Source organism: Acinetobacter sp. YH12200, assembly GCF_013418175.1.
Taxonomy (GTDB): domain Bacteria; phylum Pseudomonadota; class Gammaproteobacteria; order Pseudomonadales; family Moraxellaceae; genus Acinetobacter; species Acinetobacter pseudolwoffii.
Window position 1 is genome coordinate 86,111 of record NZ_VPCO01000008.1, and the last position, 24,109, is coordinate 110,219.

Annotated in this window: 24 protein-coding genes and 2 pseudogenes; 7 read left to right on the forward strand and 19 right to left on the reverse strand. The window is 43.3% G+C overall.

The window, feature by feature from the left end; all coding sequences use genetic code 11:
- Window positions 1-4 precede the first annotated feature (4 nt).
- From mnmA to FTU90_RS07255, 4 genes are all read left to right on the forward strand, one after another.
- Entirely contained in the window at window positions 5-1,144 is a 1,140-nt protein-coding gene (mnmA, locus tag FTU90_RS07240) for a tRNA 2-thiouridine(34) synthase MnmA (protein ID WP_005096469.1), read from the forward strand.
- Window positions 1,145-1,151: 7 nt separating this feature from the next.
- Window positions 1,152-1,883, forward strand: a complete 732-nt coding sequence (hflD, locus tag FTU90_RS07245; protein ID WP_005096468.1) for a high frequency lysogenization protein HflD — start codon at window positions 1,152-1,154, stop codon at window positions 1,881-1,883.
- Window positions 1,884-1,937: 54 nt separating this feature from the next.
- A complete protein-coding gene (gene purB, locus FTU90_RS07250) occupies window positions 1,938-3,326 on the forward strand; it encodes an adenylosuccinate lyase (protein WP_180072121.1) in 1,389 nt (462 codons plus the stop codon).
- 89 nt (window positions 3,327-3,415) lie between these two features.
- The gene (locus FTU90_RS07255) at window positions 3,416-4,063 is read left to right on the forward strand and encodes a DUF2238 domain-containing protein (protein WP_180072122.1); all 648 of its coding nucleotides are present in this window, start codon (window positions 3,416-3,418) and stop codon (window positions 4,061-4,063) included.
- A gap of 65 nt (window positions 4,064-4,128) precedes the next feature.
- On the opposite strand, the gene FTU90_RS07260 is transcribed toward FTU90_RS07255, so the two are convergent.
- From FTU90_RS07260 to FTU90_RS07305, 10 genes are all read right to left on the reverse strand, one after another.
- Complete coding sequence (locus tag FTU90_RS07260) at window positions 4,129-4,368, reverse strand: hypothetical protein (RefSeq protein ID WP_180072123.1); 240 nt, start codon at window positions 4,366-4,368, stop codon at window positions 4,129-4,131.
- Window positions 4,369-4,425: 57 nt separating this feature from the next.
- Window positions 4,426-4,857, reverse strand: a complete 432-nt coding sequence (locus FTU90_RS07265; RefSeq protein WP_180072124.1) for a hypothetical protein — start codon at window positions 4,855-4,857, stop codon at window positions 4,426-4,428.
- Between the two features lie 109 nt (window positions 4,858-4,966).
- Complete coding sequence (gene sohB / locus FTU90_RS07270; RefSeq protein WP_180072125.1) at window positions 4,967-5,929, reverse strand: protease SohB; 963 nt, start codon at window positions 5,927-5,929, stop codon at window positions 4,967-4,969.
- Window positions 5,930-6,048: 119 nt separating this feature from the next.
- Window positions 6,049-6,648, reverse strand: coding sequence for a hypothetical protein (locus FTU90_RS07275; RefSeq protein ID WP_074382999.1), 600 nt, complete (start codon window positions 6,646-6,648; stop codon window positions 6,049-6,051).
- An 89-nt stretch (window positions 6,649-6,737) separates the two neighbouring features.
- A complete protein-coding gene (pstB, locus tag FTU90_RS07280; protein ID WP_005171697.1) occupies window positions 6,738-7,652 on the reverse strand; it encodes a phosphate ABC transporter ATP-binding protein PstB in 915 nt (304 codons plus the stop codon).
- Between the two features lie 13 nt (window positions 7,653-7,665).
- Complete coding sequence (gene pstA, locus FTU90_RS07285) at window positions 7,666-9,057, reverse strand: phosphate ABC transporter permease PstA (RefSeq protein WP_005096458.1); 1,392 nt, start codon at window positions 9,055-9,057, stop codon at window positions 7,666-7,668.
- Complete coding sequence (gene pstC / locus FTU90_RS07290) at window positions 9,057-10,436, reverse strand: phosphate ABC transporter permease subunit PstC (protein WP_180072126.1); 1,380 nt, start codon at window positions 10,434-10,436, stop codon at window positions 9,057-9,059. Before pstC ends, pstA begins: the two co-directional genes overlap by 1 nt.
- A gap of 104 nt (window positions 10,437-10,540) precedes the next feature.
- A complete protein-coding gene (locus tag FTU90_RS07295) occupies window positions 10,541-11,572 on the reverse strand; it encodes a substrate-binding domain-containing protein (RefSeq protein WP_005171700.1) in 1,032 nt (343 codons plus the stop codon).
- A 429-nt stretch (window positions 11,573-12,001) separates the two neighbouring features.
- On the reverse strand, window positions 12,002-13,534 hold the full coding sequence (locus FTU90_RS07300; RefSeq protein WP_180072127.1) for an aspartate aminotransferase family protein: 1,533 nt from the start codon (window positions 13,532-13,534) through the stop codon (window positions 12,002-12,004).
- A gap of 3 nt (window positions 13,535-13,537) precedes the next feature.
- The gene (locus FTU90_RS07305) at window positions 13,538-14,911 is read right to left on the reverse strand and encodes a diaminobutyrate--2-oxoglutarate transaminase (protein WP_005096454.1); all 1,374 of its coding nucleotides are present in this window, start codon (window positions 14,909-14,911) and stop codon (window positions 13,538-13,540) included.
- 476 nt (window positions 14,912-15,387) lie between these two features.
- On the opposite strand from FTU90_RS07305, the gene FTU90_RS07310 reads away from it, so the two are divergent.
- Together FTU90_RS07310 and FTU90_RS07315 are read left to right on the forward strand one after the other, a co-directional pair.
- Complete coding sequence (locus FTU90_RS07310; RefSeq protein ID WP_005096452.1) at window positions 15,388-16,092, forward strand: SIMPL domain-containing protein; 705 nt, start codon at window positions 15,388-15,390, stop codon at window positions 16,090-16,092.
- 164 nt (window positions 16,093-16,256) lie between these two features.
- Window positions 16,257-16,852: pseudogene (locus FTU90_RS07315) on the forward strand (phosphatase PAP2 family protein).
- A gap of 539 nt (window positions 16,853-17,391) precedes the next feature.
- Here FTU90_RS07315 and FTU90_RS07320 read toward each other — a convergent pair.
- Window positions 17,392-17,991, reverse strand: a complete 600-nt coding sequence (locus FTU90_RS07320) for a hypothetical protein (RefSeq protein WP_180072129.1) — start codon at window positions 17,989-17,991, stop codon at window positions 17,392-17,394.
- A gap of 453 nt (window positions 17,992-18,444) precedes the next feature.
- Between FTU90_RS07320 and FTU90_RS07325 the strand changes: the two genes are divergently transcribed.
- Window positions 18,445-18,882, forward strand: coding sequence for a hypothetical protein (locus tag FTU90_RS07325; RefSeq protein ID WP_179990930.1), 438 nt, complete (start codon window positions 18,445-18,447; stop codon window positions 18,880-18,882).
- A 130-nt stretch (window positions 18,883-19,012) separates the two neighbouring features.
- On the opposite strand, the pseudogene ssb reads toward FTU90_RS07325, so the two are convergent.
- The 8 genes and pseudogenes from ssb to FTU90_RS07365 all read right to left on the reverse strand — a co-directional run.
- Window positions 19,013-19,336 (reverse strand): annotated as a pseudogene (ssb, locus tag FTU90_RS07330) (single-stranded DNA-binding protein); the annotation flags it as partial.
- Between the two features lie 159 nt (window positions 19,337-19,495).
- Window positions 19,496-22,165, reverse strand: a complete 2,670-nt coding sequence (locus tag FTU90_RS07335; protein ID WP_180072132.1) for a DUF3987 domain-containing protein — start codon at window positions 22,163-22,165, stop codon at window positions 19,496-19,498.
- Entirely contained in the window at window positions 22,162-22,467 is a 306-nt protein-coding gene (locus tag FTU90_RS07340; RefSeq protein ID WP_180072134.1) for a hypothetical protein, read from the reverse strand. Before FTU90_RS07340 ends, FTU90_RS07335 begins: the two co-directional genes overlap by 4 nt.
- Complete coding sequence (locus tag FTU90_RS07345) at window positions 22,460-22,846, reverse strand: hypothetical protein (protein WP_257222389.1); 387 nt, start codon at window positions 22,844-22,846, stop codon at window positions 22,460-22,462. Before FTU90_RS07345 ends, FTU90_RS07340 begins: the two co-directional genes overlap by 8 nt.
- Complete coding sequence (locus FTU90_RS07350) at window positions 22,843-23,082, reverse strand: hypothetical protein (RefSeq protein ID WP_180072136.1); 240 nt, start codon at window positions 23,080-23,082, stop codon at window positions 22,843-22,845. Before FTU90_RS07350 ends, FTU90_RS07345 begins: the two co-directional genes overlap by 4 nt.
- A complete protein-coding gene (locus FTU90_RS07355; RefSeq protein ID WP_180072138.1) occupies window positions 23,079-23,297 on the reverse strand; it encodes a helix-turn-helix domain-containing protein in 219 nt (72 codons plus the stop codon). Before FTU90_RS07355 ends, FTU90_RS07350 begins: the two co-directional genes overlap by 4 nt.
- Before the next feature lie 146 nt (window positions 23,298-23,443).
- Window positions 23,444-23,815 carry a hypothetical protein gene (locus tag FTU90_RS07360; protein WP_180072140.1) on the reverse strand — a complete coding sequence of 124 codons (372 nt, stop codon included), beginning with the start codon at window positions 23,813-23,815 and terminating at the stop codon, window positions 23,444-23,446.
- Window positions 23,812-24,105 carry an AlpA family transcriptional regulator gene (locus FTU90_RS07365; RefSeq protein ID WP_180072142.1) on the reverse strand — a complete coding sequence of 98 codons (294 nt, stop codon included), beginning with the start codon at window positions 24,103-24,105 and terminating at the stop codon, window positions 23,812-23,814. Before FTU90_RS07365 ends, FTU90_RS07360 begins: the two co-directional genes overlap by 4 nt.
- Between the last annotated feature and the right edge of the window lie 4 nt (window positions 24,106-24,109).

A 24,109-nucleotide genomic window follows, 5' to 3' on the forward strand; every position in this document is an offset into this window, starting at 1 on the left:
TCCTATGCAACAACGTGTCATCGTCGGTATGTCAGGTGGTGTAGATTCATCTGTTTCTGCTGCCCTTTTACTTCAACAAGGTTATCAGGTTGAAGGTCTTTTCATGAAAAACTGGGAAGAAGATGACGGCACAGAATATTGCACGGCGATGGATGACCTTGCCGATGCTCAGGCCGTTTGCGACAAAATCGGCATTAAACTGCATACCGCAAACTTTGCCATGGAATATTGGGATCGCGTATTCGAACATTTCCTGGCGGAATATGCAGCTGGCCGTACGCCAAACCCAGACATTTTATGTAATAAAGAAATTAAATTCCGCGCTTTTCTAGATCATGCGGTGAACTTGGGTGCAGACTTTATTGCCACAGGTCATTACTGTCGTCGCGGTGCAACCATGACCAATTCACGCGGTGAAGAATACGCACCACTCTTACGTGGTGTTGATCAGAATAAGGATCAAACCTATTTCCTGCATGCCGTACATGGTCGTGAAATTAACAAGACATTATTCCCTGTCGGTGAAATTGAAAAGCCGCAAGTCCGCAAAATCGCTGAAGAATTAGATCTTGCTACGGCAAAGAAAAAAGACTCGACCGGGATCTGCTTTATTGGCGAACGCCGATTTAATGACTTCTTGAAGCAATATTTACCGGCACAACCCGGAAAAATCGTGCTGGAAGACGGTAAAGAGGTTGGTGATCATCACGGCTTAATGTACTATACGCTCGGTCAACGCGGCGGCATCGGTATTGGCGGAATGAAAGGCGTCGCGGAAGGTGCCTGGTTCGTATTACATAAAGATATCGAAGGCAATCGTCTGGTGGTGGGTCAAGGCCATGAGCACCCACTGATGCAAAGCACCATGCTTTGGAGTGAAGCAATTGACTGGGTGGCCGGCGAGCAGGATATTCCTGAAACAGGTTTTCGTTGCACAGCCAAAACCCGTTACCGTCAGACTGATCAAGCCTGTACGGTGTACCAAGATTCAGAATCACCCAATGGTGTACGTGTGGAGTTTGATGAACCACAACGTGCAGTGACCCCAGGTCAAAGTGTGGTGTTTTATTCAGGTGAAGTTTGTTTAGGCGGTGGTGTGATTCATCATACCAATGCACCTAAACCTGATTTTATAAAAGGATGAATTCGGCATGACGGAGTTACCATTTCAACCAGCCACAACGTTGAATACTCGTCAAAATCGCGCTTTGGCGTTAGCGGGTGTGTTTCAGGCCACCCAGCTGACCCATATGACCGCATTGAGTGGTCAGCAAAGTATTGGTGAAAACGGTAACTTTTATTTTGAACAGTTGATTAAAGCCAGTCTCAATATTCGTCCCGGCAATAACGAAAATGCCCAGACCCTAGACTTTTTTAATCAACTGGCCGATATTTCCTTAGGCTTAAAAACATTAGAAAGCAGCATTATTCAACCCTTCAATACTTCGCCAAAATCCAGAATTCCAAAACTTTCCAGCACCAAACTTCCAATGAGCTATGCCATGGCACTTCTTCAATTAGAAAAGAAGGTCTATAGCAATCCCAAATTTGTTGAAATTATTGAACAGTCCCAACAGAAAATTCTCAGACAGCTTTCCTTTTTCGATAACAATTACCTGCACCCCAGCATCATTGCCAATCTGGCTCAAACCTATGTCGATACTGCGGGATCAATCAATCCGCGCATCATGGTTCGTGGCAATGCCGAAGCCTTTAAAGATGCCGGACACACCAACCGCATCCGTGCTTCCCTCTTTACCGGTTTACAAATGGCGCACCTGTGGCGTCAGCTCGGTGGCAGCTCCTGGGGCATGGTATTTGGCAAACGCAAGTTGCTAAAAGATATTCAGAATCTGGCGCGTTTACAGTTTCAGGTGGTTTAACTGATACTGCACGTGTTTCGTTTTACGTTTAATTCCAAAATCTAAGGAATCGATATGAACGCTTTAACTGCACTTTCTCCACTAGATGGACGTTACGCGAGCAAATGTGATGCTCTACGTCCCTTTCTTTCTGAGTTTGGTTTAATCCATGCTCGTGTGACTGTTGAAGTGCGTTGGTTACAGGCGCTTGCGAACCATCCGGAAATTACTGAAGTTCCGGCGTTTTCAGGCGAAACTAATGCAGCGCTTGATGCGATTGTAAGCAATTTCTCTGAAGATGATGCCAATCGTATCAAAGAAATTGAACGCACCACCAACCACGACGTTAAAGCGGTTGAATATTTCCTGAAAGAAAAAATTGCCAATATCGACGAATTGAAAAATGCCGGTGAATTCATTCACTTTGCATGTACGTCTGAAGATATTAACAACCTGTCACATGCTTTAATGCTGAAAAGCGGTCGTGATGTACTGGTTGCATCTATGCAGCAAATCATTGATTCAATTGTTGCACTTTCTGAAAAGCATGCTGACCAGCCAATGTTGTCTCGTACGCATGGTCAAACTGCAAGCCCAACGACGTTGGGTAAAGAAATGGCGAACGTGGCTTACCGCCTTGCACGTCAAATCAAACAGTTCAAAAATGTGGAACTTCTAGGCAAAATTAATGGTGCAGTTGGTAACTACAATGCGCACTATTCTGCTTATCCAGACATCAACTGGCCGGCGCATTCACAAGCATTTGTAGAATCTTTGGGTCTAGATTTCAACCCGTACACCACACAAATCGAGCCACATGATTATATGGCGGAGCTGTTTGATGCCCTGCGTCGCTTCAACACTATTCTGATCGATTTTAACCGTGATGTTTGGGGTTATATCTCGCTTGGTTTCTTCAAGCAAAAGCTAAAAGATGGCGAAGTCGGTTCTTCAACCATGCCGCATAAAGTAAACCCGATTGACTTCGAAAACTCTGAAGGTAACTTGGGTCTTGCCAATGCTGTACTTGCACACTTGGGTGAAAAACTGCCAATTTCTCGCTGGCAGCGTGACCTGACTGACTCTACTGTGCTTCGTAACATGGGTGTTGGTTTTGCGCAAAGCTTAATTGCTTTTGAAGCTTGCTCTAAAGGTATTGGCAAACTTGAGTTGAACGCTGCACGTATCAATGAAGACCTGGATAATGCGCAAGAAGTCTTGGCTGAACCAATTCAAACAGTAATGCGTCGTTACAACGTTGAAAAACCATACGAAAAATTAAAAGCCCTGACTCGTGGTCAAGCCATGACTCGCGAGATGATGGTTGATTTCGTAAACGGCAACGAGTTAGAAGCGGTTCCTGCTGCTGATCGTGCACGTTTAGCGGAAATGACCCCTGCATCATATACAGGTAATGCTGCTGATCAAGCCAAACAAGTAGCTGAGCTGATTGCTAAAATCTAATTTGCAATAAGACGAAAAGGCGAAGCTCAGGCTTCGCCTTTTTATTTATAATGTATTTTATTCTAAAAAAGATATTTCATAATAACGACATGATTGAGCATCGACTTTCCGCCAAACATTACGCGAGCCTGGGCATTTTAATTCTGGCGATTTTGCTTGCCAGTATTCGTCCTTTAGAACTGGAAGCTTATCTCTTGCATCAGGCAGGCACAGTTTTCATGATCATCATGCTGCTCATCTGCCTGTATAAAATCGGGCTGAATTTTTTAAGTTTTAATTTATATATTCTTTTTCTGATTGTTCATGTGATTGCTGCGCACTATCTGTATTCTTATGTGCCTTATAACCAGTGGATCGAGCAGATTTTTGGCTTTAATCTGAATGAAGTGATGCACTGGTCACGCAATATGTTCGACCGATTTGTCCATTTGGCCTACGGATTATTACTTTATCCAATTTTCTATCGCCTGTTTCAGGCCTGGTTGCCGCAGCAAAAACCCGTGGTCATTTTCCTGCTGGTGATTCAGTTTGTGGTGGCCAGCAGCCTGATTTATGAATGGCTTGAATGGTTCATTGCTATTCGTCTGTCTGCAGAAGATGCGGAAAACTATAATGGACAGCAAGGTGATATGTGGGATGCGCACAAAGACGTCTTGCTTGCTACGATTGGCGCGGCGATAACAGGCGGTCTGCAGTTGATATCGACCAATAAAAAAGCTCACCAAAGTGAGCTTTGAAATTCATTCAAGATCAATTGAATTAAAGTTTTGGATCACGGATTTAATTACATTCATATCTTCAATTATGAATGTGGGCAATATCGCATCCAATCATCCTTCATTTTTTGCAGTTCATTCCCCGTCAACATCTCACTGTAATAAATGAAATAGGTTGCATCAGGATATTGAATCTCATGACGGAACATCATGCCACGCAGTGACACAGATAACTCCTCAGGAAAATCATCCTCTAAATAGAGTTCTTCAAATTCATAATTAAAATAACAATTTTGCGTTGCAATAAATGCTTCAGCTATAGCCATGTTTCTGCTCTAACAATAAAATATGCTTTATTTTATCTGATTAGTTTCAGTGCTGGTTTACATTTCATTCGGTTCAATCCATTGAACAAACTTAGATTCTGACAAATGTGGATATTTGAACTTATCTAGATATTCAAAGCAGGCCTTTTGGCCTTGAGGAATTTTATCCAGATGCTTATCGAAGAATAAATGCCGACTATATTGAGCGCCATCAAAGCGAATACTCACACGTTCAAATTCGTTACCACCTCGAACTTTATGCATCTGATAAAACTGCACAACACCACATTCCTTCGATGGAATAACAGGTGGATCATTGGGCTTTAGAAAGCTATACAGCAGAAAGATACAAACGCCGGGTAGAAAACTCAGCCAAAACAAAACCTTCTTAGAATTATCCTGAGTTAATTTTGCTTCAGAATAAAGCATACATAACATCGGAATAAATACGATACTAAAAAACCCAAGCAACAAAACGAACGTGAGCATATGAGCCTAGACTCAATCAGAGTACTCCACTTATATCATAACAATATGATTTCAAAAAATAAAAAAGCCCACCGAAGTGAGCTTTAAAATTCATTCAAGATCAACTGAATTAAAGTTTTGGATCACGCATTTGTACAAGATTTGCATTGGCTTTGCTTAAGCTTTCCATAACTTTATTCATGACAGTAGGTACCAGTGAATCAGCAATTTGCGCGGCTTGCAGGCCCAGCTTTTCACCCAAAGTTGGTTTCTTGCGGGTCTGAATAGAATAGATATCATGCTGGGGCAACAAGTTGAGCAGATATTCATCTGAGGTTTGCAGTTTATCCACCAGATTCATATCCAGCGCATCCCGACCATACCAATGCTCACCAGTGGCCACTTTTTCAATATTCAGCTGCGGGCGATACTTTTCAACGAAATGTTTGAATAAAGCATGGGTTTGCTGTAGTTCTTCTTCAAACTTGGCCTTGCCCTCTTCGGTATTTTCACCAAACATAGTCACGGTACGTTTGTACTGTCCAGCGGTATAGAGTTCAAAGTCGATTTTATTGTCTTTCAGCAGACGGTTAAAATTGGGTACTTGAGCAACTACACCAATTGAACCAACAATCGCGAATGGTGCAGAAATAATTTCATTGGCGATACACGCCATCATATAACCACCACTGGCCGCTACTTTATCGACACAGATGGTCAAGTGAAAACCGGCATCACGTAAACGTACCAGTTGAGCAGCGGCCAGACCATAGCCATGCACCATACCACCCGGGCTTTCTAAACGCACCACAACACGGTCACGGCCCGCTTTAGCCGTGGATAAAATCAGGGTAATTTCTTCACGTAAACTTTCGACCGCAGAAGCGGCCATATCGCCTTTAAAGTCCAAGACATAGATTTTTTGATTGGTTTTCTTGCGTGCACGTGCTTCTTTTGACAGCTGTTGTGACAACTGCAAAAGCTCCAGTTTAGAGCCAGTCGTTTGCGCTATTTTTTTTCGTTGTTCATTGATACGCGCATTTAAATGACTGACACGGATTTCAGCGGGCAGTTTCGGACTATGAAATAACATAAAAAATCTATTCTCTATTTAATTCGGCTTATATCCTTAGATTAGGTCAATTCTGATTTTTTCAACAGCATTTATTGATCTTGTTGCCAAGCATGTCCACGACGAATCAATAATTTATATTAATTCATAATTTCATGAATCGCGAACAAACGAAAATACCAAATAAATAAAAGTGTATAGATTACAGCTATAATCAAAGCATTCATTGGCCACCAGGTTAATATAATAAAACCTCGATGACTTGTCCCCGAAGGGGTCATCAATGAATATACCGCAATAAAAAAAATGATCGTAATAAGCACAAAGAAGTATTCACCAAAACGCGTATGCATTAATGGTTTCTTGCCCTTCTCTTGTGCTTTTAGATAACGATGAAATTTAAATTGAGCATGTGCTGTAATATAAACACGCCATTTTTGTTTAACTTCAATATTATATTTTTGATGCTTTAACATATAAAAAATCACAAAGCCCAAGAAAGTATTCACGATCACAAACACGTCATAGAGCCAACGATGATAGTTGGTCATTCCCTGACTTTGTGAAGTAATGAACAAGCCTTCATAAGGGACAATCAAGGCTAATATGATACTAAACAGCACCATCACTAAACCAAAATATTGATGAGTATATACTGTGCCGAATAGGCTTCGAAACATATCTTTCATCGCGATTTGCGTCAGTTTAGCTTTTTCTTTAAATTCAGGTGTCTGTTGCATTATCATTATAAATCTTAAAAAACTTATAGAACATAACAAAAAACAGAACCCTAAGATTCTGTTTTAAAAGATTTATTTTTAAAATCGTATTAACCAAAACGCCCTGTAATATAAGCTTCAGTCAATTGATGGTCTGGTTGGGTAAAGACTTTCTCGGTCGCATTCACCTCAATTAAATCACCCAGATGGAAATACGCAGTACGGTCAGATACACGCGCTGCCTGTTGCATGGAGTGGGTTACAATCGCAATGGTATATTGAGTTGAAAGCTCAGAAATCAGCTCTTCTACTTTTGCTGTTGCAATTGGATCCAGCGCAGAACATGGTTCATCCATCAGAATCACTTCAGGCGAAACTGCGATGGTACGCGCGATACATAAACGTTGCTGCTGACCACCTGACAAACCTGTTCCCGGCTGATTCAAACGGTCTTTTACTTCTTCCCACAAACCGGCTTTACGCAAACTGCCTTCGACAATTTCTTCAAGATCGTATTTATCACGTGCAAGACCATGTAATTTCGGGCCGTAAGAAACGTTGTCAAAAATAGACTTTGGAAATGGGTTGGGCTTCTGAAATACCATACCGACTTGAGCACGTAGCAAGACCACATCCAGGTTTGGATCATAAATGTCCTGATTGTCCAGCATGACTTTACCGGTCACACGACAACTGTCAATGGTGTCATTCATGCGGTTTAGGGTACGCAGAAAGGTTGACTTACCACAGCCTGATGGCCCAATAAAAGCAATCACTTCATTTTCATAAATGTTCAGGTCAATGCCTTTAATCGCTTCCGCTTCACCATAGTACACATGCACATCAGATGTACTCAGTTTCACATTTGTCGACTTTTCATCTTTTTTGCTGCTACTTTGCGTATCGAATTGGGAGACAAACGATGTTGCTGGCTTTTGTGTAGCCTCATCATTAGTGAATTGTGTCTGTTGTGGATTCACGGATTGATCCTTTTTTAAGGAGTTTTGAATAACAGTTGTGTTCATGATTCTGCCCCTATTACCAACGGACTTCAAACTTTTTACGTAACCAGATGGCCAGACTGTTCAAGCTGATCATCATGGCCAGAAGTACAATAATTGCTGCTGCGGTACGCCCTTCAAAGAAGTTACGTAACTCATTGCCCTGCCATAAGAAAATCTGCACAGGTAACGCTGTAGACTGATCAAATGGTGTGGCTGGAACGCTGGCAACAAAAGCACTCATCCCGATTAATAACAATGGTGCGGTTTCACCTAATGCCTGCGCGACCCCGATAATGGCACCAGTTAAAATACCCGGCAAAGCCAATGGCAAGACATGATGGAAAACCGTTTGCAGTCGTGAAGCACCCAAGCCCAACGCTGCCTGACGAATCGAAGGTGGAACCGCTTTAAGCGATGCACGTGTGGTGATGATGACAGTTGGCAAAGTCATCAGACTCAGCACCAGACCACCGACCAGAGGGGCCGATAGCGGTAAATGCATCCAGCCAATAAAGATCGCGGCACCCAGCAAACCAAACACAATCGATGGCACTGCTGCCAGGTTGTTGATGTTGACTTCGACAATATCGGTAATCCAGTTTTTCGGCGCAAACTCTTCCAGATAGATCGCAGATGCCACCCCAATTGGAATCGAGATAAAGATCACGATCATCATCATGAACAGTGAGCCCATGAAAGCGCCTGCCAGACCTGACGTTGCCGGTGAACTACGCGAGTCAGGGCTGGTAAAAATATTAGTATTGAAACTGTTTTCGATTACACCTGAGGCTTTCATCTCGTCCGCCACCTGGCGTACTTCAGGACTGAGTTGTTGCTGTTCTGCTGGTAACGAACGATCAATATTACCCGCCAGCCAGACATCGACATTGGCATCTGCCAGAATTTTAACCTCTGTGCTTTGACCGACCAGACTTGGATCATTCATGACCATGTCACGTAAGCGATAAGCCTCAGAACTGGTATATAAATAACCCAGTTCATCACGCTGACTTTCCAGCTTGCTGTCTCTGGCGATCATGCCGTTGATGATCAGTGCATCCCAGTCCACCATGCCGACATCCATTTGCCAGGCAATCATACGCTCTTCAAACTGCGCCGGAGACTCTCCCGCAGCTGGCTTGGGTTTTGGACCAATCTCTACAATGGCCGGATCGAAATGAATCGGCAAACTCATGCTGCTTTGCCAGAAGGCAGGCAAACCTTTGGATAAAATACTGCCGAAGAGCAATACCACAAAGAACAGACCGGCCAATACCGCAGAGAAACCAAATAGACGGAATGTTTTTTCTTTACGATGACGTCGCCCCAAAGAGCTTTGAATGGTCTTCTTACGCTTTTCACGCAGCTCGGCAGCGACGGATGGATCAACACGCTGATCCACAGGCGTTGTATTTGAAGTACTCATTAGTCGTATTGCTCACGATATTTACGCACGATGATCAGTGCAACAATGTTCAAACCTAGGGTAATCACAAATAAGGTCAGTCCCAGGGCAAAGGCCACCAGTGCTTGCGGACTGGCAAAGTCGGTATCACCTGTTAATTGATTGACGATGGTAATGGTGACCGTAGATACGGCTTCAAGTGGATTGGCATGCAGCTGCGGACTGTTCCCCGCTGCAAGTACCACGATCATGGTTTCACCAATTGCACGGGATGCTGCCAACAGGAAGGCACCAATAATACCCGGCAAAGCTGCAGGTAAAACCACCTGACGGATCGTTTCAGATTTGGTTGCACCTAGCCCCAGAGAACCATCACGTAAGGCACGTGGCACCTGGGTAATAATGTCATCGGATAGAGAAGATACGAATGGAATAATCATGATGCCCATCACCAGACCCGCGGTCAGCGCACTGGTGGCATTAATTTCGAGTCCGACCATGGCACCCATGGCTTTAAGAAATGGACCGATGATCATCAAGGCAAAGACACCATAGACAATCGTAGGAATACCCGCCAACACTTCAATCGTAGGTTTTACCCAAGAGCGGAATCGCGGGGAAGCATATTCTGCCAGATAGATCGCAATCATCAGACCTACTGGAACCGCCACCAGAAGTGCGATCCCGCTGACCATGAGCGTACCCCATAGCAGAGGCAATAAACCATAACTGCCTTCAGCACTGCCAGAGGTGCTAAACCCCGGGTTCCATTCAGTCCCAAAGAAGAAATCCAGTGGACTGACGAAGCTGAAGAAGCGCATCGCTTCACCAAACATCGACATGACAATCCCGAGCGTGGTCAGAATTGCCACACCCGAACACAATGCCAAGCCGATATTAATCATTTTCTCGACTTGGTTACGTGCGCGGAATTCCTGGCTAATACGTTTTTTGGCCCAGACCAGACCTGCCAGTGCAGCCGAAATCACCACTGCCAATTTGGCAAAAGTCCCAATGGTCGAAAATTTAGCTAACTGTTCTGCTGCGGCCAGTTCATAGGCTGCAGGTGTATCACTGACACCGAAACCTGAGGCAAGTGCCTGAACGCGATCAACAACAACGCCCAGACTTGCCGGATCCAGACTGGCCGAAATATCCTGCGGCAAATGGTTGAGTACCACTTGCTCCAGAAAACTTGGCTCAACCATATTCCAAACAATCAAAATTAAAAACGCAGGGATACCACACCACAGTGCAACCAGTGCACCATAATATCCGGGACGCGAGTGTAAGTTTGCAGAATTGCTTCCCTTACCTGCTAAGTTACGGCTTTTACTTAATCCGATTTGATAGGCTATGGCCATAATCGCCAATAACACACCTATAAGTAGCAGATTCATGTATTCTCCACTGTTTTCTCAATTTTCATGGTTTGAAAAAACTTGTTTATCGCAAAAAGCCGATGGTAGGTTGACCCTACCACCAGCGATTTCAAAATCATCGATTATTTTACAATGACCGCTTTACCAGCCTTGAAATTTGCAAGGACTGCTGCGCGTTCTTTATCAGACATTGAAATCAGACCTGCTTTTTCCAGCTTAGAGCCCTTACCTGATACCTTCTTGTTCAGGAAGTATTCAGTGAACTGTGGTAAGCCTTTGATCGATTTCAAGTGTTCGCCTTTCACGTAGAAGAACAATGGACGTGATACCGGATAAGCACCATTCAAAATCGTTTTTTCAGAAGGTGCTACATTGTTCACAGTTGCAACACGTAAGCGGTCACGGTTCTGGTCATAGAAGCCCAGACCAAACACCCCGACTGCACTTGGAGAAGTTTTCAAACGTGCCAGTGTTTCGGTATAGTCGCCTGCAATTTCAACTACACGGCCATCTTTACGGAATGTGGTACAGGCTTTTTTCTTGGCATCTTTGTCTAGAGACTTAATTGCAGCATACGATTCACAACCTGCATCCACCATTTTCTCCTGGAACACTTCGCGCGTGCCATGATTCGAAGCAGGAATCACCAGCGTGATCGGCTCATTCGGAAGTGCTTTGTCAATTTGGTTCCAGCGTGTATACGGATTGGCGACCATTTTCCCATTTGATGGAAGTTGTGCAGCAAGTGCAGCGAAGACATGCTGTGGACGCAACTTATAAGCCGCTTTATTGGCATTTGAAGCAAATACGATACCGTCATAACCGATTTTGATTTCTAATACCTGGTTAACGCCGTTCTTTTTACATTCAGCCAGCTCGGTAGATTTGATTTGACGCGAAGAATTCGCGATATCAATGGTGTTATCACCCACGCCATTACAGAACTGCTTCAAACCGCCTGACGAACCGCCAGAACCGACAACTGGTGTTTTAAACTGTGGAAAAGTATTACCGAATTCTTCCGCCACGATACTGGCATATGGAAGTACAGTTGAAGAACCTGCAATTTGAATCGTGTCACGAGCTGCATGTGCAGTCGTTACAGCAGCTGCCCCTGTTAATGCCAATGCTAAAGCTATATTTGTAAAGCGCATTCTAGTATCTCTCTCATTTATACAATTTGGAGTACACCACTTTTTATTCAGTTTTGTACTTCTTTCGATACCTGCATTTTGATTTTAGAATATGACAGATAAGTTACAGCTTTATTACGATTTAGTGATTTTTAATCTAGCAGTTTTTTCTTGATTAAATTTTTATGGATTTCAATGATTAAGTTCTTTTTGTCATTCACTTCAATAAAAAATTTCAGACCAATGACATGTAACAATTTTTATAAACCTGAACTCAGGATAAATCCTGCTCCCTAGCGTTACATAATTAGATGACGATTTTATAACAGCTTAAAATAAGTACATATACTCGGTATTTTTCTGATGAATCTACCTATAGAATTGATCATTCTATGACTCAAAAATAAAAAAAGGAGATCATTTCGATCTCCTTTTTCACACCACCATTACTTATGCAATGGGTGGCGTATAAGTACCATCAGCGATTGAATCTTTGATACGATCCGCTTCTGCCAGCACCAGCGCCAGCAAGTTCTTCACGTTATCCAGCGTTGCAACCGGGCTTAAAGTCGTCATTTTCAAGGATTGAACCTGAGCGACTTTCGTCACACCAATATTCGCTTCACCACGTGCAAACAGCTCATCTGCCACGTTCTGGTTCAGTGTATCTAAAAGTTCAACTGGATAGCCCGCTGGAACCACACGGAACAGTACCGAGGCAAACTGAGGTTCAAGCAAAAGCTCCAGACCGTCAGTCGCTTTAATGTAGTCTGCTACATCACGCGTTAAGCCAACCCCATGATCGATCATCGAACCATAAAGCTCTTCACCTAATGCTTCCACCGTCATCCACAATTTCAAGGCATCAAAACGACGCGTGGTTTGTAGTGACTTCGATACCAGGTTCGGCACACCATGTTCTTCATCATAGGCAGAGTTCAAGTACTCCGCTTCATAATGCATGAAACGATAGTTTGCTTCGTCTTTCAGCAAGAACGCGCCACACGAAATGGTCTGGAAATAATGCTTATGGAAATCGAGCGTAATCGAATCAGACAGCTCGATACCATCTAACATATCGCGATGATCGTTAGACAGAATTAAAGCACCACCCCAAGCTGCATCGATGTGCATCCACGCGCCATATTGGTTGGTGATTTCACGGACTTTCTTCAGTGGATCGATTGCACCTGCATCGGTTGTACCCGCAGTTGCCACCACACATGCCACGATTTTGCCTTCGTTTTGAAGGTGCGCCATGGTTTTTTCCAGTGCGTCCATGTCCATGCGCGCATTTTCGTCCACAGGAACAGTCACCACTGACTGGAAACCCATGCCCATCATCGCCATGTTCTTTTGCACAGAGAAATGTGCATTTTCAGAACAGATGACTTTGACATTACGCATCGCATCCGCAGGAATACCATCACGCTGAACCGACCACGGCTTACCGTTTTCGTCTTTCCAGTTTTTCGCGATGCAAGCATCACGTGCCAGCAGTACGCCCATCAGGTTAGACTGTGTACCACCAGAGGTGAATACGCCTGCCTGACCTGCACCATAACCTACTTTTTGACGTAACCAGTCGATTAACTGAACTTCCATCAGTGAACCGGCCGGGCTTTGATCCCATGAGTCCATTGACTGGTTGGTTGCGTTAATCAGCACTTCCGCAATCTGACTGGTCACCATGGTTGGGCAGTGAAGATGCGCAAGTGAATGCGGATGATGTACTTTTAAGCTCTTGTTGAGGAATAACTCAACCATACGCTCTAAAGATTTCTCTACACCCAACCCCTGTTTAGAAGGATTAAACGTAATCGCGCTGCGCAGCTCGTTAATGCTGCCACCCGTGTACATTTTGTCATTTTGCAACCATGCTGCAACCGCTTTGGTCGCTTGATCCATGGCTGACTGGTAGTCAGCGATGGATGCAGCATCATTACAAAGTAAAGCTTTACGATGTTCTGCAAAATCTACCATGAATTATGCGCCTCGAACTGCAACAAGAGCTTCAGCAACTGCTTTCTTAAAGCGAGCAATCACTTCAACACATTCGTCATGCGTGATGATCAATGGGCAAAGTAAACGAATTACCGTACCGTTACGACCACCTTTCTCAAGCAATAATTTATTGTTGAAACACGCCGTCTGGATCGCTGCTGCCAATTGACCATCAGCAGGTAAAGAACCCATGTGATCTGCCTTTTGGCGCTCGTCCACAATTTCAACACCAATCATCAAACCGCGACCGCGCACGTTACCAATACATGGGAATTCGGCAGCTAATTTTTTAATCTCAGCTTGCAGGAAATCACCGCGTTCTTGGGCATTTTGCGCCAGGTTTTGTTCTTTAATGGTATTGATCGTTGCAAGACCTGTACCCATTGCCAACTGGTTACCACGGAACGTACCGGTATGACCTGCTGGCTGCCAAGCATCAAACTTACGTTTAATACCGAGTACTGCGAGCGGCAAGCTACCACCAACAGCTTTAGACATCACCACCACATCAGGTTCGATGCCCGCATGTTCAAAGGCAAACATTTTACCTGAACGTGCAAAGCCCGCTTGAACTTCATCAAGAATCAACACGATGTTGTGCTTTTCAGTCACTTCACGGATTTTCTTCAACCATTTCACAGGTGCAGTTACCACACCGCCTTCCCCTTGAATTGCTTCAAGAATCACAGCTGCCGGTTTAGTCACGCCGCTTTCTACATCTTCAATGAAGTTTTCAAAGAAATACGTTAAAGCGTCAACACCCGCTTCACCACCAAGACCCAATGGGCAACGGTATTCATGCGGATACGGCATGAATTGAACGCCTGGCATCAAACCGTTAACTGCGTTTTTCGCAGACAGGTTACCGGTCATGGCCAATGCACCATGCGTCATACCGTGATAGCCACCAGAGAAGCTGATCACCGAGCTACGACCGGTAAAGGTTTTCGCAAGTTTGATGGCTGCTTCTGTTGCATCTGCACCGGATGGGCCACAGAACTGCAAGCAGTATTCTTCTTGACCACCTGGAAGATAAGAAAGAAGTGCTTCAGTAAAAGCATCTTTTAAAGGCGTAGTTAAATCCAGTGTATGCAATGGCAAGCCGCTTGCAATTGTATCCTGGATACTTTGAATGACTGCAGGATGATTATGGCCCAATGCCAACGTCCCTGCCCCAGCTAAACAATCAAGGTACTCAGTACCTTCAACATCGGTAACCCAGCAACCTTGTGCTTTCGCTATCGCTAACGGTAATTTACGTGGATAACTACGCACATTCGATTCCATCTGACTTTGGCGAGTCAAGTAGTATTCGTTTGTGGAATTGGTGGCAGGGTTTACAGAAGTAACGCTCATATCGAATTACCATCTCTGATATGGGTGAAAGAAATAAGTCTGGTGACGTTTGGTCCTTTGACTCGGCGCTTTATAAAGAGGTTCTAGCTAGCAGTTTGTATTTAAATAACTAGGAGGCGGATGATACCGAATTTTTCAGGAAAATAAACAACTTTCAGTTGCATTTTGTCCTAATCTTTATCGAAAAAAAACATCACACCAACCTATAACCTGAATGATCATCTTACAGTGTGACAGCAGAAAGAAAAGCGGGTTCTTTTATGCTTTTTTGTAGCACAGCTAACATTCAGGCAAAAAAGCTTAAAATCCACCATTAAGCACTTAATTATTAACGATAAACATAAATCAAGTAAGAGTGTAAAATGAAAGAAAATTTAACACTCTTACCACAAATATTTCGTAAAAAGATCACAATTGAGATTTAATATTTTAACAACGGCTTAGATGGCCAATTTTAAGAAAAACAGGACAATTTCATGCGTCTCTTAGCACTTACCAGTTTTATCCTTGCATCTACCTTGGCCACAGGCGCATTTGCAGCTCCGGCTGAATCGCTGAATTACAATGTTGTGAATCTTTCAGCAGAGGCCAGTCGTGAAATCTCAAATGATGAAATGCATGCCGTGCTTTATATTGAAAAATCCAACAAACAGCCAGCTGAATTGGCTACACAAATTAACCAGCTAATGAATCAGGCCATTACCACAGCGCGCAAATATCCAACTGTGAAAATCGAGACGGGCGCACAAAGCACTTACCCTATTTATGACAATGATAACCGCAAATTGAAAGAATGGCGTGGACGTGCCCAGATTCGTCTGGAATCGAAAGATTTTAAAGCAGCGTCTCAACTGATTGCTGAATTACAACAGCACTTCCAGACCCAGTCGATTAACTTCAAAGTTTCAGACGAAAAGCGCAAAAAAGTCGAAAATGAGCTGATGATTGAAGCCTCTAAAAACTTCCAGCAACGCGCACAGGCACTGACTCAAGCCTGGAACAAACCGAGTTATCAACTGGTAAACTTAAATCTGAATACCAATAACTATTCACCACAACCTGTACCGCGTATGGCCATGATGAAAGCTGCATCGGCGGATATGGCTGTTCCAGAGCAGGAAGTTGCTGCGGGTGAATCGCAAATGACGGTGAGTGCCAATGGTGCGATTCAGTTTAAATAAGATTTCATCATATTATTCGGATTTTTAAGAACCACCCTTTTGGGTGGTTTTCTATCATTTGAATATTCTTTAATAATCAAGGCTACAAATTCATACAAACTCAGGTAGGAATTGAGGTTTGACCGGTTTAGAGTAACGGACATTTGTACCAATCCTCTCTGCTCATGTCTCTTGACCAACTGAATCTTTACCTGTTTCATATCCTAAATGTACCTGAACACGCCTCGATCTGGATGATCCAATATGCCTCCCTGATTGCGCATGATCTGGTTTATCTCTTTCTGCTGATTTTTGCTATTGCCTGGTTCCGTGGCAGTTATGAAGTAAAAACTGGCATTATCAAGGCATTTATTTTTACAGCAATTACCTTGTCGATCAGCGAGGTATTGTCCGCGATCCTGAATACCCCACGTCCGTTTGTAATAGATATTGGTCGCACCCTGATCGAACATGCACCTACAGGTTCTTTTCCCAGCAATCATATGAGTATTTTTAGTGGGATTCCCTATCTTGTTATTTTTCATCACAACGTGATTTGGGAAGAATTCTAATCTGGACAGCTTGGCTAGTAGCTTGGTCACGTGTTTATGTCGGTGTGCATTTTCCGATGGATATGCTGGGTGCATTCCTGATTGCAATAACAGTAAATTTAGCTGGATTACCATTGTGGTGGAAATATCAGGATAAACTCATGCAGTTTATTTTAACTATTCATCAGTCACTGTTTGCGCCATTAATCCGGATGGGCTGGATTAAATAAATCGCATTAAGATGTCATAAAAAATCCCGCTCGAAAGCGGGATTTTTTATGATTGAAATTTAAATCTGAATGACTTAGTAAATCGCCATATGATAGCGATATATAAAACTTATAAGCTACTGTTTTAATTATATTATTTTATAGGGTCAAAATATTTAACCTCTCATTTAACCTCTGCATGAGTTCTGTACCCCCCTATTTTGAGCAATAAATTATTTTTTCGCTCCCATCATTTGATTGAAGCGAAATAGAGTATTTAAGCTGCTCCTCTATTTAGTGGCTCAGGTACTCACTTGGTCAGTTTTAAAATGTGAGCAAGATTGACCATATCCCCCCAGTGGGGGGGTAGTCCAATGTTCAGGCTATTTGTAGCAGTAAACCGCCCAAATAATCGCATTGTAGTTCTATTGGGATTTTAAGCCTTAAAACCACGTTTTACTCCCTCCCTCGCGTGCGCGCGCGTAGTTGTTCCGAAATGCAAAATTGCGCTGTCATGCTGTTAATAAATGATAAGGCTTGGACTACTGTGCAAGTCCTGTTTAATCCCATGATGGTTTTAAACCATGTCTATTCATAAAGGCATGAAAGTTTGCAATGCAATATTGCTCTGACTTTCGCTCTAGCTCGTCATGCCTCTGTACCAATCTGTTATAGGTTGAATAGTGCATCCCTTTAGGCTTCAACTTATGCCACGACTTCATAAATGCGGTGTCATACTGCCAGTTGAGTTTATTCCTGATTTTATACATGCCGACTCGGGTGCTTTCTAGTTTGCAACTCTGCTGTGTGCTGTAGTTCAGTTTGTGGCAAGTTCTACAGAAAAACATTGAATTGCGTAGGTATAGCTTTGCAACTCGCTTAGAACACTTTGGGCAATTAAACCAATATCGCTTTCCACCGTAGTTGCATGGTGTGGTGACAACATCCACTAAATAGCGGTGCTGCTGCTCGTTGCATGTGTAGCTTAATGTTAAACCGCCGTTATCGTAGTGATATGTTATAGATGAAAATACTTCTTGAGAGTCACCTTTTCGCCATGCCCATGAGTTACTTCCTCCACCATCAAATACCTTGTATCGAGCCATGACTCGGCTGTCCAGGCTCAAACAATCTTCAATTTGACCGTGTGTTTTTTCCATTGATAACCTCGCTTTAACTGATAGGTATTAAATCAGGCTCAATGCCTTATGTACTCTGTGTTTCAGTCATTTTACAGTGTTTCTCAATAAGAGATTTCACTAATGATTTAGGTTGGCAATCAAGGTCTAGGTTTGAATCATGGTATAGCGATAGCGGAATTTCACTATCGGTCTAGGCTTTTAGGGGTGGTCATCTTGACCATACTCACACTGTATGACTGTACGAAAGTTTCGTAGTTCATCACTACTACGGAAAACTCAGGTTAGCCAACGCAATTTTGCGTCGTCCTACTTCAGAAAACTTCAGTTTTAAAAATACAAAACCTTATAAAACCTAATATTCAAAGATGCTCAAGTGCGAATGCCCAAACGCTTTAAACCTGTCAAAACCCGAAGTCTAGGCGGCATATTAATATATGTGCTATAAAATCCTCGTTTCGATGGGGGATTTTTATGAAAAAATTAATATTAATTATGCTCTTTGTTGGGAGTAGTGTTTTTGCTTCAACCAATGATGCCGAAGCTATCAATAAAGCAAAACTGAGCATAGCATCATACAATTGTTATGCATTCTATAATTACCTAAACAAAGAAAAAGAAGCTCAAGAAATGTTTGGGCTTGGCTATAAATCTAGTATTGATTTTATCTCATACTTGAGAACAAATCGTATTAATGAAAAGTTAGCATATGAGCATGTTCCATCAATCTACCTCATGACTAGCGGGCCAAATGCTGATTTTATTGCAGGTCAGGTTTTTGCCACTGTAGCCCAAGCAGCATTTGATAAAATTTTCAAAGATTCAAAACTTGATTTTATATATGACGAAGAATTGAGAAAGATAAAAGCCCAGTCGTTAATACGCGAAAGTAACTGTGAGTTATTAAAGTGAAATGCTCTGGGTGCTCTTTTATTTCTAATAGTTCAAACCTGATCTAGTGCAATTTGTCTAATTAGACTTTGCCGATCTAATCGAATCTAAGGCATAAAAAAAGCTCCCCATATTTAGGGAGCTTCGATTAAAGCAATTGCAGTTCATCTGCTCGAATCTCGGTTACTTCCCGATCCGCTCCTTTATTGTCTTTCCACTTCCTTGTGCGTAGTGAGCCTTCGATATACACCTTCCCACCTTTCTTGAGGTACTTACTCGCAATCTCGGCTAAACGGTTGTTAGTGGTGATTCTGTGCCATTCTGTAGCACTTTTGCGCTCGCCTGTGGTCTTGTCTTTCCAAAACTCGGATGTTGCAACGCTGAATGTCGTAACGCTGCCACCGTTGGGAAATTGTTTAGTTTCAGGGTCACGGCCTAGTACACCCATCACAGTTACTTTGTTTACGTTTGGCATTGGTCTAAATCTCAATATATTTTTTTAAAAAAGCCTAAAAAGTGAAGTGACAAAACTGACAAAACCTATTTTTCATTAATTAATTTTTAAAAATATGCCAATAATTGAAGTGACAAAACTGACAAAACCTATTTTCTGCCAGCCTTGCCAGTGCGATTTTTATGACATTTCGTAGATTCTAGGATTAATCCAATAGCGTTTTGATGGTCTGCCACCCTTAACAGTCGGCTCGATTTCTTCCATCACCAACCAATTGTTGCCACATAAAATATCAAGGGCATCGTATACGTTCTGAATATCAGTTAATGATTTCCAGTTTTTGCGGTGAATATCTCGCGCACTGAATCCCTCCACGCGCCACTTATCGCTTTCATCTAGTTGCTGTAGCTTCTTCTCTAAGATGCTCGCTCTAAAACCAGATGAATGTAGTACAAGCCCATAAATGCGCCTCGCATGGGTTTCCAGATAGTTGCACCATTCGATAGCCATTTCAGTGGCTCGCTTGCTTACTGGCCCAACATTGCCAAAATTGACCCCATCAATTACATGAAATAGCAAAGCTAGTCCTGTCATGAGTTTTGGATATTTGGATAAATGCTCTTGAATTATCGGATGCTCCTCATTTGGTATCTTCTTTTCATGCAGTCGGGTCATCCAGTCAATAAATACCTCTTGAGCCTGATCCGAAAATACAAAATATGGCCGCTTGTTGTAATCATCTGAGCCTTTAGCTCCCATACTGCAAAGGCTGCTTTCATTTAGTTTATCTATGCTTTCAAACATCGAGTAAACGGCGTTTCTAGCGTCCTTGTCTGGTATGCGATCCACGTAGCTCCATTTTTCTGAATCTGGATATACAAGCAATTGGAAACGCTGCATAAGCCCATCATTGCCTAAGCCTTTAATTGCTGGCTCAAGATATGCGATTAGTTTATCTGGCTGGATTCCTCCCATAATGGTCAGGCAGTGGTTCGGGATATATTGCGCGCCCCTCATGATTCGATCTAACTGATATGAGCTTGTTCCGTTCCAGCCCTCAAGATAAAATGCGCGACCTGTTCCGCCATCTTTATCCAGTGAGGCCAGTAGCCCGACCAACTCATCACGGAATACCAATATTCCATTAGGGTTGTTTGCCTCCAAGTCAGATAACGCCTCTGGACTTGAATCGTCTGTTTTATATCGCTTTTCGGGGACTTCTTCATCATTCGCCATACTGCTGATTTCTTCGGCTTCGGCTTTAATTTGATGCTCGGCAATTTTCAAAATGATAGCTTTACGCTCCACTTCGTCCTTTACCTTTGCCAGCTCTTTTTTAAGCTCCTTGAGTTCTTGCTCTGCTGCCAGTTGCTCGGCCCGATCCTGAATAAGCTGCTTTTCTGCCTTTTCTTTTTCTTCATCAGTTAGAGGTACGATTGCAGTCATAACGCCTGAGCCTTTGGGCCTAGCTTCTTCTTTGGCTTTTGCTATCAGCCTCGAAATTGGTCGAAGCCCTGCATTGTAAGCTGGTGTTTTTTTCATGCTTGGCGTTCCGACTATCGCACTCCATAGGTTCGCGACCACGACCCAATCATCAAAAGGTTTTGGCTTAATGGCTACCTTTGTCCCAAGTACCGAGCCAAGTGACGACAAGAGCGATGCAGCAACAAAATCCACTGGCATCTTGTCCGCGCGCTCTGCTTCATCAAACACGTATTTAGCAATGTCTAGCGGTAGCATTTCTGGCGTAAGTTTCTGGACTGGTAGTAATTCGCTCCTTTGGCTTACTGGCTCTTTCCATTCACGATCCGTTTTGCTGCTGTCATACTCACTAATCAAGCCCATTACAGATAGCGCATGATTGACTGCCTGCAATGCCTCTGCTGCTGATTTCCCACTATGCTCCAGTAGTGTGAATCCATCGCCTGCCATCGGCTCTCCTGTGCCTTGTGAGCAGATAAACGACCCATCGCCGTTTTCGTTGTCGAATCTAAACCGATCCGATCCGCCACACGCGGGACATGCGCCATGCTCTTTAGGTGCTGTTGTAGTAACTGGATAGCCAATACGGTTTAGAATCTCCTCCCAACGACCACGCGCTAATAATTTAGCCTGTTTAAAATCTAGGCTATAATGTGTTTGTTGTGTTTGTTGTGTTTGTTGTGTTTGTTGTGTTTGTCTTGCTTGTGGTTTTTCTGCCTGTGCCTTTGGTTTTGCCACCTCAGGCATGGGTAGAGATTGCACCCATCTAATTAATTCATCAGCATCACACCACGCGTCAGAATGCACCACACGCGTCATAAATGCCTCACCCTTGCGGTGATAGAAGCCAGTTAGCCGCATAACTCGCGGTAAATCGTGAATAGCTTTATCTGCACCATCATCAGCAAAGTGATGAATCAATCGCTTTTGTAGTTCAGTAAATTGATTAAGTGGAATCTCGTCATTTTCGGCAATAATCCAGTAAGCGTGATGCTTGCCTGCGGAACTCTCAATAATCAAGTTGGGTGGAATGCCATCCATATTCATCAGCCGATCTAATCGCGCATGGTCTACTGTGTCAAAATCCACCCATAGCGCACGCACACGCGTTACATTGTCGCTTGTACGCCCTTGTAAGTCGGTTTGATTGACCGTAACGAATACGCCTGCACCTTGACCATTCAGCCGCGCTAAGGTGTCAAAATGAGCCTCTAGTGAGCCGTGATAGATATGAACAAGGTTTTTGTTTTTGTCTGCATCAGCAAAGGTTTGAAAGGTAAATTCACCGCCAGCATCCAGCATATCTAACATGCGCTCCGCTTCTTTCATACTTGGCGCAAGTGTATTTAGTTGGGGTTTTGCATTCATTTCGCACCCCCTTTGGTGTTCTGCCACTCTTTTTCATATTGTTCTGACATTTCCACATGGAAGCTATGACGTTCCTCTGCTAGGTAGCTGTACATCTCCAGTGCGGTTTTTAGTTCATCGAAATGGCATGAATGTATGCCTTGCTGCTGTAAGTCTGCACTTAACTTGATGAAGTCACGGCGTACTCGATTTAGTGCGCTTTGCATCCAGTTCATGTCATACGCAGCCAACGACTGAATGTCGTGCATGTCGCCAGCATCGTATTTTTTAGGTGTATTTGTAGAATTGATTTGATTAGGCATGATTGCCTCCTATTAGTTTTGAGTTTTTGAGATTCGCCATAACTTGAGAAATTATGGTGAGGGGATTCACTCTCGGTCTAATAGTACCGCCCGACATATTCGCCATTGCTGACTTATTTTGTCGTGTCATCCCCTCATAGAGGGAGTACAGCCTTGTTTGCATGGCTGAGATGCTTGCGCTTGTTTCTTGCACAGCTTGAGAGGCTAGGCAAAACTTAGGCACAATAAAACCACAATGACGCTGTGGGGTGACGCTATTAGATTTTGAGAGGTCTTTAGAGTAAACGGAACTACTTAAACTTGCAATAAAAAAGCAAAATATGACAAAGCACATGCCCATCAATACACCAGTAACAAGGTCTAAAAATAATTCTTTCATCTCACCACCTCTACCAACTTGTCAAACAAGGTCTTTAAGCTGCCATAGTGAAAAATCACAACGTCCACCGCATCGGGGTTCTTCATCAACTTTTCATGCGTTGCTAAAATCTCCAGCTCTGCACCGTCCACCGCATCAAGTTCAACAAATACCATCGCATCATCATTCACGAATAAATGCGCCTCGGTTTCTGCGTCTTTCATTGGTCGATATGAAGCCAGTACAAAGTCTTTCATGATTTCACCTCACTAATAAGTTCATACCGTGCATGAGTTCCTCTGCCTGAGCTGTTGCGCTCGTCATACCGAATAATGTGATGCCCAGCTCTGCGTAACTTTAGGACAACCGCGCTCAGTCGATAAATGTCGTAATACTTCACCGCATCCATTGGCGTGATTGTTCGGCCTTGCTTGAGGTGATTTAGAATCTTTTGCTCTTGAGTAATATTCATTTTCGGCCCTCACTTTTAGGTTTTGTCAGTTTTGTCAGTGTGGTTTCTGGCTGTTTTCCAGAAAAAAAATGCGATTTCTTAGGTTTTGTCAGTTTTGTCAGTGCTGTTTTTGGCTGTTTTGGAAAATATTTCACTTTTTCACCCCCTCATCGGATCATGGTCGCAAGGGCAAAGCTCAGAACGTCATCGGTAGATAATCCGTGTTCTTTGCGCTGCTGCATCATGTTTAAGAGGCTGGTTTCTGCTTCCTTAAATGAAATGTCGTAGTGATCTGCAAGGTCTTTAGAGCTATAGACTAGCTGGCCGTTGTCTAGGCATCCGCTTGGCTTCGGGAGGTGCTGCTCGGCCATCTTGTACGCTTCATCTTTCAATTGCTGTGGAGAGAGTTCAAACGCCAGCATAAAAGCCTGTATTGCAATCGGATGTTCTTCGCCGTACTGCTTCACCATTGCTTTGTAATGGTTCAATGCTTTGTAATGGTTCAATGCTTTGGAAAAATCAGGATAAGTCATGCTCAAGCCTCCATCGTTGCAAGGTCGGCTTGTTCTTCAATCCACGCCTCAACCTCTGACATGCGCCATACAGTGACGTTGCTTGAGAGTTTTAAAGGCTTCGGAAATTTCCCATCACGCACCCAAGTCCATATTGTTTTTTCGGTCACTGGTAGCAGTCCGATGCGCTCAGGCTTGGCATTAACTTTGCGTTTCATGCCTGCGTTCTCGCCTGTCTTGATGGTGTAGATTTTTTCGGGGGTAGATGGTGCGCTCGCTAATTGTTTAATACGAGCGTATTTTTCATGTGCTGACATGTTG